This window comes from Streptococcus sp. SM3 (assembly GCF_027497875.1).
Window position 1 is genome coordinate 1 of sequence record NZ_JAJNSA010000080.1, and the last position, 11,252, is coordinate 11,252.

General features: G+C 39.6%; 10 protein-coding genes and 2 pseudogenes. 9 read left to right on the plus strand and 3 right to left on the minus strand.

The features are described 5' to 3' along the window. Window positions 1-242: 242 nt before the first annotated feature. A complete protein-coding gene (gene birA, locus PAN06_RS10540) occupies window positions 243-1,178 on the minus strand; it encodes a bifunctional biotin--[acetyl-CoA-carboxylase] ligase/biotin operon repressor BirA (protein ID WP_125851991.1) in 936 nt (311 codons plus the stop codon). 283 nt (window positions 1,179-1,461) lie between these two features. Between birA and PAN06_RS10545 the strand changes: the two genes are divergently transcribed. The 7 genes and pseudogenes from PAN06_RS10545 to PAN06_RS10575 all read left to right on the plus strand — a co-directional run bounded on the left by PAN06_RS10545 (window position 1,462) and on the right by PAN06_RS10575 (window position 7,853). Next, window positions 1,462-2,655 (plus strand): O-antigen ligase, encoded by a 1,194-nt coding sequence (locus PAN06_RS10545; RefSeq protein WP_269796270.1) that lies wholly within the window; start codon window positions 1,462-1,464, stop codon window positions 2,653-2,655. A 143-nt stretch (window positions 2,656-2,798) separates the two neighbouring features. After that, window positions 2,799-3,242 (plus strand): MarR family transcriptional regulator, encoded by a 444-nt coding sequence (locus PAN06_RS10550; protein WP_269796271.1) that lies wholly within the window; start codon window positions 2,799-2,801, stop codon window positions 3,240-3,242. 34 nt (window positions 3,243-3,276) lie between these two features. Next, a pseudogene (locus PAN06_RS10555) lies at window positions 3,277-3,411 on the plus strand (polyketide cyclase); the annotation flags it as partial. Between the two features lie 71 nt (window positions 3,412-3,482). Beyond that, window positions 3,483-4,211, plus strand: a complete 729-nt coding sequence (locus PAN06_RS10560) for an ABC transporter ATP-binding protein (RefSeq protein WP_269796272.1) — start codon at window positions 3,483-3,485, stop codon at window positions 4,209-4,211. Continuing rightward, window positions 4,204-5,724: an ABC transporter permease/substrate-binding protein gene (locus PAN06_RS10565; protein WP_269796273.1), complete on the plus strand. Its 1,521-nt coding sequence runs from the start codon at window positions 4,204-4,206 to the stop codon at window positions 5,722-5,724. The genes PAN06_RS10560 and PAN06_RS10565 overlap by 8 nt, the downstream gene beginning before the upstream one ends. A gap of 347 nt (window positions 5,725-6,071) precedes the next feature. Further along, window positions 6,072-6,863 (plus strand): annotated as a pseudogene (gene pnuC, locus PAN06_RS10570) (nicotinamide riboside transporter PnuC). A 405-nt stretch (window positions 6,864-7,268) separates the two neighbouring features. Next, on the plus strand, window positions 7,269-7,853 hold the full coding sequence (locus tag PAN06_RS10575; protein WP_061425722.1) for a TMEM175 family protein: 585 nt from the start codon (window positions 7,269-7,271) through the stop codon (window positions 7,851-7,853). Between the two features lie 37 nt (window positions 7,854-7,890). Here the strand turns inward: PAN06_RS10575 and PAN06_RS10580 are convergent, their stop codons facing one another. Further along, entirely contained in the window at window positions 7,891-8,427 is a 537-nt protein-coding gene (locus PAN06_RS10580) for a TetR/AcrR family transcriptional regulator (protein ID WP_269796274.1), read from the minus strand. A 132-nt stretch (window positions 8,428-8,559) separates the two neighbouring features. Here PAN06_RS10580 and PAN06_RS10585 point away from each other — a divergent pair, with 132 nt between their 5' ends. After that, window positions 8,560-9,462, plus strand: a complete 903-nt coding sequence (locus tag PAN06_RS10585; RefSeq protein ID WP_269796275.1) for a cation diffusion facilitator family transporter — start codon at window positions 8,560-8,562, stop codon at window positions 9,460-9,462. A 45-nt stretch (window positions 9,463-9,507) separates the two neighbouring features. Here the strand turns inward: PAN06_RS10585 and PAN06_RS10590 are convergent, their stop codons facing one another. Further along, window positions 9,508-10,338: a LysR family transcriptional regulator gene (locus PAN06_RS10590; protein ID WP_269796276.1), complete on the minus strand. Its 831-nt coding sequence runs from the start codon at window positions 10,336-10,338 to the stop codon at window positions 9,508-9,510. 114 nt (window positions 10,339-10,452) lie between these two features. Between PAN06_RS10590 and PAN06_RS10595 the strand changes: the two genes are divergently transcribed. Further along, on the plus strand, window positions 10,453-11,252 hold an 800-nt coding region (locus PAN06_RS10595), incomplete at its 3' end, for an aldo/keto reductase (RefSeq protein ID WP_269796277.1).

The following is an 11,252-nucleotide window of genomic DNA, read 5'->3' on the forward strand; positions in this document are numbered from 1 at the left end:
GGATTTCGGAATTTTGAAAACTTCAAAAAACGGATTTTTATCGCCCTAAATATCAAAAAAGAAAGGACGAAATTTGTCCTTTCTAGATCTTAGCTTTTCTTCAACCCACTACAGTTGACAAAGAGCCAACTTAATTGGATTACTTATCTGAAGTTTTTTTGCGCTCTTTTTCAACTGTATTGGGCTGAAGAAATACTAAAATTTGTATATATTGTTGATTTTACGGTTGTGCTAGTTTATTATTACTTCCAACTCTTGAGTGAAATTTCGCCACTATTTAGCCAGATTTCTTTTCCATTATCACATTGAACCAGAAGTTTTCCATTTTCAGAGATATCTTTAGCAAGTCCCTTGTAGTCTTTTTGATCTAGTGTAAAAGTCACTTCTTTTCCTAGAACAAATGACTGTTTTTTGTATAAGTATAATAGCTCTTCTGCTGGTGTTTCGAAGAAAGTCCGCCAGGTTTCTATGATTAATTCATTTCTGGTAATAGGTGCTGGTGTTTTAAATAAACTAGCAGCTTTTTCTTTTAATTCCTGAGGAAAGTCTTTAATAGTGAAATTAATACCTACTCCAATAATGATATCTGTGACTAAGCCAGTTTCTACAGAGGTCATTGCCTCAGTAAGGATTCCTCCAATTTTATGATTGTTTAGGTAGATATCATTGACCCATTTTATGTCGACATCAATTAAAGTTAGGTTCTTAATGGCTTTGTAGACAGCTCCTGCTACAAGTAGTGTGTAGGATGGTAATTTGTCGTAAGGGAGATTTGGTTTGAGATGGAGTGTCATATAAATGCCACCTTGTGGTGAGTAGAAAGAACGTTGAAATCGACCTCGGCCTGCTGTTTGATAGGAAGCTATATAGAGGCTGTTTGCTTCATTCCCTAAATCAATTGCTTCTTTTGCATCTAGTTGAGTTGATTTTGTTTCGGGTTTAAAACTTATTTTAATTGGAAGATTTTGTTCTAGAAGTTCTGGAAGAATAAGGTCTCCATTCACCAGTTTGTAGCCTTTGTTTTTGATACTATCAATTTCAATGCCTTCTTGTTCTAGACGCTTGATGGCTTTCCAAATTGATGTTCGGCTTAGGGATAGTTCTTCTGCGATTTTTTCTCCGCTGATATAGTCGGTTTCTTTAGCTAGAATTTGGTAGACGGCTTGGTAGGATTTCATAGTGTTTCCTTTCTTTAAGAATAGTATATGATTTGATTTTAGTTTGGATAGTTGCTTCTAATCTATATTTTATTACTACTATTTTAACATATACCTACTATTTTCGGCACGATTTTTTAGAGTGAATCTAGTCATTAAGCTTGAGTTGTGAAATCTCAGTATTTTTGCTCGCTTTTTTACCTATGGAAGCGATTCCTTTGTTTTCAAATTGCTAAAAAAGTGGTACAATAAAGGATAGCTTACTATTATCTGAATCAATTGATTTGGAGAGAAAGGATTCATTTTGAAATCAATAGGCTTTATTGAAAAGCTGAAAGGGTTGTCTAGTAAAGAACTGATTTTATTGGGAATTAACCTGAGTATCTTTTTACCCTTTTATCTTTTTGTAGTTGTATTCTGTTTATATATTATCAGTTTGATTTTTACAGGAGATATGAAAAGTATTCTTCAGAAAATGGGGGAGCATCCGATGCTACTTCTTTTTCTTGGCTATAGTACTGTTATATCCACTTTTGCTCAAAATTGGATGGGTCTTGTGGCTTCAGTAGGAATTTTTCTATTTACTGTTTTCTTTTTGCACTATCAGTCGATTTTATCACATAAATTCTTTCGATTGATTTTGCAGCTCGTCTTGTTTGGTAGCGTCTTGTCAGCTGCTTTTGCGAGTTTAGAACATTTCCAAATTGTGAAGAAATTCAACTATGCTTTTCTTTCACCCAATATGCAGGTGTGGCATCAGAATCGTGCAGAAGTGACCTTCTTTAATCCTAATTATTATGGAATTATTTGTTGTTTCTGTATCATGATTGCTTTCTATCTGTTTACAACGACCAAGTTGAATTGGTTGAAAGTATTCTGTGTGATTGCAGGCTTTGTTAATCTCTTCGGTTTGAACTTTACTCAAAATCGAACTGCCTTTCCTGCTATTATCGCTGGTGCCATTATTTATCTCTTTACGACCATTAAAAACTGGAAGGCCTTTTGGCTTAGTATTGGGGTCTTTGCGATTGGCTTGAGCTTCCTCTTTTCTAGTGATTTGGGAGTTCGGATGGGAACTTTAGACTCTTCTATGGAAGAACGCATTTCTATCTGGGATGCTGGGATGGCCTTATTTAAGCAAAATCCTTTCTGGGGTGAAGGGCCATTGACCTACATGCACTCGTATCCTCGGATAAATGCTCCTTATCATGAACATGCTCATAGTCTTTATATTGATACGATTCTGAGTTACGGAGTTGTGGGGACTATTTTATTAGTTTTGTCTTCTGTTGCTCCTGTTCGCTTGATGATGGATATGAGCCAGGAATCGGGGAAACGTCCGATTATCGGTCTTTATCTGTCTTTCCTTACAGTGGTTGCTGTGCATGGAATCTTTGACTTGGCCCTCTTCTGGATTCAGTCAGGTTTCATTTTCTTGCTAGTTATGTGCAGTGTTCCATTGGAGCATCGAACGTTGGTATCGGACATGACGGATTAAGTTTATAAGATTAGAATCTTCTACCTTGGGTGGGAGATTTTTTACTGGGAAAAATTATTTTTAAATCGAAATAGTTGACAGTTGGAATAATGAGTGTTACAATTGTTTTATTCATTTCGATATCGAAATAAAATGGAGGTGTCATGAAAGATAGTCATTTGGTAGCCCATCATATTCGTTTATTGAATGGGCGGATTTTTCAAAAGCTACTTAGTCGGGATCCTGAAGCTCTTTATCGGAGTGAACAGGGGAAGATTTTAGCGGTTTTATGGAATAGTGAAACCGGCTGCGCAACTGCGACAGATATTGCTCTGGAAACTGGGCTTGCTAATAATACACTGACGACGATGATTAAAAAGCTAGAGGAACAAAATCTTGTAACTATTAGTCCTTGTGGAGAAGATAAGCGTAAGAAGTATTTGGTTTTAACAGAGTTGGGGCAGTCTCAGAAAGAAGTGGGGTATCGTGTCAGTCAGAAATTGGATACGATCTTTTACAAAGGATTTTCAGAGGAAGAAATTCGTCAGTTTGAAGCCTTTCAAGAAAGAATTTTGGCTAATCTGAAAGAGGAGGAAAATGAGGTTTAAAATGGAGCAAATTAGCTGTTTATAAGTAAAGACCACTTTTGACTTTGTTTTCAAACTCTTAGGACAAGGAAACTATGTGGTTAGCTATGGTCAGACTCAGATTGGTGGAGTTGCCTATTCCCAGTATGATATCTTCCGTCTAGAAAACGGGAAAATTGTGGAGCATTAGGATAATAAGGAAGTCATGCCTAAGGTAGAAGAGTTGACCAACCGAGGAAAGTTTTAAATTGAGGATACAGAATGATTGAATACAAAAATGTAGCTTTACGTTACACAGAAAAAGATGTCTTGAGAGATGTCAATTTACGGATTGAGAATGGCGAGTTTATGGTTTTAGTTGGTCCATCTGGGTCCGGTAAGACGACCATGATCAAGATGATTAATCGTCTTTTGGAACCAACTGATGGAAATATTTACATGGATGGCAAGCGCATCAAAGACTATGATGAGCGTGAGCTTCGTCTTTCTACTGGTTATGTTTTACAGGCTATTGCTCTATTTCCTAATCTAACGGTCGTGGAAAATATTGCACTGATTCCTGAGATGAAGGGCTGGACTAAGGAAGAAATTGCTCAGAAAACAGAAGAGCTTTTGGCTAAGGTTGGTTTACCAGTAGCCGAGTATGGGCATCGTTTACCTAGTGAATTATCTGGTGGAGAACAGCAACGGGTCGGTATTGTCCGAGCCATGATTGGTCAGCCTAAGATTCTCCTCATGGATGAACCTTTTTCAGCCTTGGATGCTATTTCGAGAAAACAGTTGCAGGTTCTGACTAAGGAATTGCATAAAGAGTTTGGGATGACAACGATTTTTGTGACCCATGATACGGATGAAGCCTTGAAGTTGGCGGACCGTATTGCTGTCTTGCAGGATGGAGAAATTCGCCAGGTAGCGAATCCCGAGACTATTTTAAAAGCTCCTGCCACAGAATTTGTAGCAGACTTGTTTGGAGGTAGTGTTCATGACTAATTTAATTGCAACTTTTGAGGATCGTTTTAGCGATTGGTTGACAGCTCTATCTCAACATTTGCAGTTGTCACTGTTGACCTTATTACTAGCTATTTTTATCGCGATTCCCTTGGCTGTTTCTCTTCGCTATCATGAGAAGCTGGCCGACTGGGTCTTGCAGATTGCAGGGATTTTCCAGACTATCCCGTCACTGGCCTTGTTGGGACTCTTTATCCCCTTGATGGGAATTGGAACCTTGCCGGCTTTGACAGCGCTAGTGATTTATGCGATTTTCCCTATTTTGCAAAATACCATCACTGGACTCAAGGGAATTGATCCAAATCTACAAGAGGCTGGGATTGCCTTTGGGATGACTAGGTGGGAGCGTCTCAAGAAGTTTGAAATTCCACTTGCCATGCCTGTTATGATGTCTGGGATTCGGACGGCAGCTGTCTTGATTATCGGTACGGCAACCTTGGCCGCTTTGATTGGTGCAGGGGGGCTGGGTTCTTTTATCCTTTTGGGAATTGACCGTAATAATGCCAGTCTGATTTTGATTGGGGCCCTTTCTTCTGCAGTGCTTGCTATTGCCTTTAACTTCCTACTAAAAGTGATGGAAAAGGCAAAATTGCGGACGATTTTCTCTGGTTTTGCCTTGGTGACCATATTGCTTGGTTTGTCTTATAGTCCAGCCCTCTTGGCTCAAAAAGAGAAAGAAAACTTGGTTATTGCTGGGAAATTGGGTCCAGAACCAGAAATTTTGGCCAATATGTATAAGCTTCTCATTGAAGAAAATACCAGCATGACTGCTACTGTTAAACCGAATTTTGGGAAAACAAGCTTCCTCTACGAAGCTTTGAAAAAAGGCGATATTGACATCTATCCTGAATTTACTGGTACGGTGACTGAAAGTTTGCTGCAACCATCACCTAAAGTGAGTCATGAGCCAGAGCAGGTTTATCAGGTGGCGCGTGATGGTATTGCCAAACAGGATCATCTAGCCTATCTCAAACCCATGTCTTATCAAAATACCTATGCTGTAGCTGTTCCGAAAAAGATTGCTCAAGAATATGGCTTGAAGACCATTTCGGACTTGAAAAAAGTGGAAGGGCAGTTGAAGGCTGGATTTACTCTCGAGTTTAATGACCGTGAAGATGGCAATAAGGGCTTGCAATCAATGTATGGTCTCAATCTCAATGTAGCGACTATGGAGCCAGCTCTTCGCTATCAGGCAATTCAGTCAGGCGATATTCAAATCACGGACGCCTATTCGACTGATGCGGAATTGGCACGTTATGATTTACAGGTATTGGAAGATGACAAACAACTCTTCCCACCTTATCAAGGGGCTCCACTCATGAAAGAAGCTCTTCTCAAGAAACATCCAGAGTTGGAAACAGTTCTCAATAAATTGGCTGGTAAAATTACTGAAAGCCAGATGAGCCAGCTCAACTACCAAGTCGGTGTTGAAGGCAAGTCAGCAGAACAAGTAGCCAAGGAGTTTCTACAAGAACAAGGTTTGTTGAAGAAATAGTTTGAAAATGTCAAACTCAACTTTGTTAAACTCAACTTTGTTAAACGACTATATAGAAGAACGCTCAGACAATGTCGTCTGGGCTTTTTTGAGGTGAGAATTACTGAATGTCACTTAAAATGGAAAGAAAGAGAAAATTTTCAGGAATTTCTAAAATTTAACTGTAAATACACTTGGCTATTCATAAAATAGGTGTATAATGTGTTGTGAACTACTTAACAAATAAGGATTTTCAACTCATGTCGACTAAGGTTAGAAATCTTGTGTATAGACAGTTCATTATCTAATAGAGCGTTGCGTCCGAAAGTCTATCCAGACACGGCTCTTTAAAAACAAAAGGAGAAATGATGCATACTTATTTGCAAAAGAAAATTGAAAATATCAAAACAACTCTAGGTGAAATGTCAGGTGGTTACCGTCGTATGGTTACGGCGATGGCTGATTTAGGATTTTCAGGAACTATGAAGGCTATTTGGAATGATCTCTTTGCCCATCGTAGTTTTGCCCAGTGGCTTTATTTGCTGGTTTTAGGAAGTTTTCCTCTCTGGCTAGAATTGATTTATGAACACCGTATTGTTGACTGGATTGGGATGATTTGTAGCTTGACAGGGATTATCTGTGTTATATTTGTATCGGAAGGTCGAGCAAGTAATTATCTTTTTGGCTTGATTAACTCTGTTATTTACCTTATTTTGGCACTACAGAAAGGCTTTTATGGTGAGGTACTCACGACACTTTACTTCACAGTTATGCAACCGATTGGGCTTCTAGTTTGGATTTATCAAGCCCAGTTTAAGAAGGAAAAGCAGGAGTTTGTTGCACGTAAACTGGACGGCAAGGGCTGGACAAAGTATCTTTCCATTAGTGTTCTTTGGTGGTTGGCCTTTGGATTCATTTATCAGTCTATTGGTGCCAATCGTCCCTATCGTGATTCCATCACAGATGCGACCAATGGGGTAGGGCAAATCCTCATGACAGCTGTTTACCGTGAACAATGGATATTCTGGGCAGCTACTAATGTCTTTTCAATCTATCTCTGGTGGGGAGAAAGCCTGTAAATTCAAGGGAAATACCTGATTTATCTCATCAACAGTCTAGTTGGTTGGTATCAATGGAGCAAGGCTGCAAAGAGTGCTTAAAAAGTAAAAAAGGATCGGATGATCCTTTTTTGTGTTAGAGCAAAATGAATAATACCGTAATAATAATAGCGCTCGTTATATGAATGATGTGGTGCGATATATGTTGGTTTTCTTTCTGTTTGTCATTCCCATAGGCTCCGTAGCAAATCACCCCACAGCCAACCAGCCAAAGAGATAGTACAACAAGCGGCAAAAGGAAGTAGAGGATGAGAGATAAGGTCGCAAGGCTACTTCCGATAAGGAGAAGCCGATTTCCTAATTGTTAAATGAAGTGATATACTTGAAGGATATCAAATCTATTTTGCTCTTCCGAGTTTAATTTTTTATCAAAACATGCTATACTGTAGCATAGAAATAAACGATCACTTAGCAATGAAGTTTAGTGAGAGTTGAAAGGATTGGAAAATGAATAAACAACCGCAAATCATGGAAAAAGAACGTTTGGGGGCCTTTATAGATGCAGTTTTAGCCATCGTTATGACTATCTTGGTACTTGAGTTGGAAAAACCGAAGACATTTGATGTACAAGGATTATGGGAGCTTCGAACAAATTTTCTCGCCTATGCCATCTCTTTCTTTTGGCTAGGAGCTATGTGGGCCAATATTCACGCTGCCTCCCACCTTATTCAAAAAATCAGTCAAAAAACGGTTTGGGCTACCATTGTTATGCTTTTTTTCTCTTCCCTCTTTCCCTATGCGACACAGCTCATAGCGACTCATTTTACGAATGGGACTATGCAGGCCTTTTACGGAGTCATCGTCCTACTGATTACTTTTTCAGTCTTATGGTATTATCGTACGCTTGAGGAGATAAATGATGGCGCAGAAATGTATGGGTTGAATGCAGATCGCCAAAAATGGTTGACTTGGGACATTGGCATTAAGATTCTTGGATTAATCTTGTCCCTGACGATTTTTCCGGCAGGAGTTGGGATTTCAGTCCTAGTGACCCTTCTATTTATTGTCATTCCTAAACAATTTAATCCATAAAAAGTCAAAACGAGCCCTTTTGGACTCGTTTTTCTGTTTAATTATAGACATGTAGGATTTCCAAATAAAACTGGATCACTTCTTGTTCGGAGTAGGACTTGCCTTTTTTCAACCACCAGCTGAGGGTTTCAATGAAATGGCTTACGACTAGGTGTTTGAGATAGGAGTGAGGAATGTTGGGGTACGATTGGATTAGTTCGTCGGCTACTATTGGGTAGACATCATGTTCCAGTTCTTTTCGCAGTTGCCGGATAAAATAATCGTTTTTAGAGAGCAAGAGACTGGTTACATGGTCTTGATTTTTCTTGAAATGCTGAAAGATATGGGCAAGGTAATCTTCGGTTGAAATAGAATGCTCTCTTTCAAAGAGGTGATGGAAGAGGTAGCGGCAGAGCTCGTCCAGAAGCAGCTCCTTACTCTCATAGTGACAGTAAAAGGTGGAGCGTCCCACATCTGCGAGATCAATAATATCCTGAACAGTAGTGGCCTCGTAGCCCTTAGTGTTCAAAAGTTGTAGAAAAGCTTGATAGATGGCTTTTTTTGTTTTACTGGTACGGCGGTCAATGTTAGTCATATGGACACTTGAGGCAAATTGTTCAGAACTGAATAAAGCTGACCTTTTGCTTCTATCCTTTCTTTGAGTTTTAGTGGATAATGATAATGAACAAGATGTTCATAAATCTATTATAACAAAGGAATGAGAAATATGAAGGCAAAATATACTGTTTGGCTAGCTTTTTTCTTAAATTTGACTTATGCCATTGTCGAGTTTATCGCTGGTGGAGTGTTTGGGTCCAGTGCAGTTCTTGCTGACTCGGTGCATGACTTGGGAGATGCGATTGCTATTGGGATCTCAGCCTTTTTGGAAAGTATCTCCAATCGTGAAGAAGACAGCCACTATACCTTGGGCTACAAGCGTTTTAGCCTTTTAGGGGCCATGGTAACGGCTGTGATTCTTATGACAGGGTCCGTTTTGGTCATTTTGGAAAATATAGCGAAAATCTTTCATCCACAATCGGTCAATGATGAGGGGATTCTCTGGTTAGGAATTATTGCGATTATTATCAATGTGCTAGCGAGTCTGATTGTTGAAAAGGGGAAAACCAAGAACGAATCCATTCTCAGTCTCCATTTTTTGGAAGATACTCTTGGTTGGTTGGCTGTCATTCTAATGGCGATTATCCTTCGATTTACAGATTGGTATATCCTAGACCCGCTTTTGTCCCTTGTCATTTCTTTCTTCATTCTTTCAAAAGCCCTTCCACGTTTTTGGTCTACTCTCAAGATTTTCCTCGATGCTGTGCCAGAAGGAGTAGATATCCAGAAGATCAGGAGTGATTTGGAGCAATTGGACCATGTCGCTAGCGTCAATCAGCTCAATCTCTGGACCATGGATGGCTTGGAGAAAAATGCCATTATCCATGTTTGTCTAGAGCATGTCAAACATATGGAAGTTTGTAAAGAATCCATTCGGGACTTACTCAAAGATTGTGGCTTTCAAAATGTCACCATTGAGGTCGATGAAGATCTGGCGACTCACCGAGCCCATAAACGCAATATGGCAGAGCTAGAAGCGAATAGAAATCATGAGAATGCTCATCATCATTAAATACAAAATGACTCCTAGAGAATTAGATTTCCCAGGAGTTTTGTCTTATTTAATGAATTCCGCTAAATGAATATATGGGTTGAGGGATACTAAATAATAGGTCACATGGGCTTCAGAGTCAGACAGAGGAATGATGACTCGTTCTGTTTGAAGTGTTTCTCTATCTTTACTGAGATTGGTCGCAAAGCGAGGCAGGGTGGAGTTGTTAGCTAATTCTTCAAATTCAAAACGGCTGGATTGAACGAGGAATTTAGAAGCAGGCATTTTCTCTTGAACTAGGTCATTCCAAAAACCAATCTGATTCATCAAAAGAAAGTTGTAGCCATCAATATCTGAAAAGCTGATAGAAGTTTCTTTAGCCAAGGCGTGGTCTAAAGGGACAACGATGTCCAGACTTTCTTTGAGATAAGGTAGAGAGTCAATCGAGTGTCCCTCAAAAGAAAAGGGCAAGACAGCTATATCTGTGGTATTTTCATCAATAGCTTCAAGCGCTTGGCTTGTTGAACAAATCTTATGTTTGATTTGTTTGTCAGGATAAAGACTGGTTAATGTTGGAAGGAGACTCCAGAGGGGAGCTGGAGCAACAGAGGTTACTGTAATGGTCTTGAGGCTCTGGTCGAAATCTCTCACTTCTTGAATGCCTTGTTGGCTTGTTTCCAAAATACGTCGAGCCACTTGGACAGCCCGCTCCCCTGTTTCATTCAGTGAAATCCGATTGACACTGCGTTCAAAGAGGGTGACACCAAAGTCTTCCTCTAGATGTTGCATGGAACGAGAGAGGGAAGGAGTGGAAATCAGGAATTGTTCAGCAACTTTGGAGAGGGTTCCTAACTCCTTAAAAGCGACGAGTTGTTCGAGTTCTTCGAGGTTTAACATAGCAGACTCCTTTTAGTTTTCGTTTTATGAAAAGTAGATTCCTTTATTGATAGTGTACAAAATTCTTGATCAGATGTAAACTAGAACCATCAAGAGAAATAAGGAGATAACAAAATGCTTTACAAAACTTTAAATAACAATGTTAAAATGCCTCAATTAGGATTTGGGGTTTTCCAAACACCAATCGATGAAACCAAGCAAGCAGTTCGGGATGCTATCGAAGTGGGGTATCGCTCTTTTGATACTGCTCAGTCCTATCGAAATGAAGAAGGGGTTGGCCAAGCTATCAAAGAATCGGGTCTTCCTCGGGAAGAATTCTTCATCACCACCAAAATTTGGATTTCTAATGCGGGCTATGAAAAGGCCAAGGCTTCCATTAAAGAATCCTTGCAAAAATTGCAAACAGACTATATTGATCTTTTGCTTATTCACCAACCATTTGGAGATTACTACGGAACTTACAGAGCCATGGAAGAAGCCTATAAAGCTGGCAAGGTCCGTGCTATCGGGGTCTCTAACTTTTCACCGGATCGTTTTATCGATTTGCAGCATTTCGTAGAGATCAAACCGGCTGTCAACCAGATTGAAACCCATATCTTCCAGCAACAAAAAGTGGCTAAGAAATATTTGGAAAAATACCAGTGCCAAATCGAGTCTTGGGGACCTTTTGCGGAAGGACGCAATGATTTCTTTAACACGCCTCTCTTGAAGGAAATTGGAGAAAAATATGGCAAGTCCGTAGCGCAGGTTGCCCTTCGTTTCCTTCTTCAAAGTAATGTGGTGGTCATTCCAAAATCCATCCGCAAGGAACGTATGCAAGAGAATTTCAATGTGTTTGATTTCGAATTGACGGAAGAAGAGATCAAGAGTATCGAAGGCTTGGACCAAGAGAAATCCCTCTTCTTCGATCATCA

Excerpts from the sequence above, each read along its gene's own strand:
- birA (WP_125851991.1), bottom strand. The coding sequence starts at position 1,178 with ATGAAATCCTACCAAGCCGTCTACCAAATTCTAGCTAAAGAAACCGAC.
- PAN06_RS10550 (WP_269796271.1), top strand. The coding sequence starts at position 2,799 with ATGAAAGATAGTCATTTGGTAGCCCATCATATTCGTTTATTGAATGGG.
- PAN06_RS10560 (WP_269796272.1), top strand. The coding sequence starts at position 3,483 with ATGATTGAATACAAAAATGTAGCTTTACGTTACACAGAAAAAGATGTC.
- PAN06_RS10565 (WP_269796273.1), top strand. The coding sequence starts at position 4,204 with ATGACTAATTTAATTGCAACTTTTGAGGATCGTTTTAGCGATTGGTTG.
- PAN06_RS10575 (WP_061425722.1), top strand. The coding sequence starts at position 7,269 with ATGAATAAACAACCGCAAATCATGGAAAAAGAACGTTTGGGGGCCTTT.
- PAN06_RS10580 (WP_269796274.1), bottom strand. The coding sequence starts at position 8,427 with ATGACTAACATTGACCGCCGTACCAGTAAAACAAAAAAAGCCATCTAT.
- PAN06_RS10585 (WP_269796275.1), top strand. The coding sequence starts at position 8,560 with ATGAAGGCAAAATATACTGTTTGGCTAGCTTTTTTCTTAAATTTGACT.
- PAN06_RS10590 (WP_269796276.1), bottom strand. The coding sequence starts at position 10,338 with ATGTTAAACCTCGAAGAACTCGAACAACTCGTCGCTTTTAAGGAGTTA.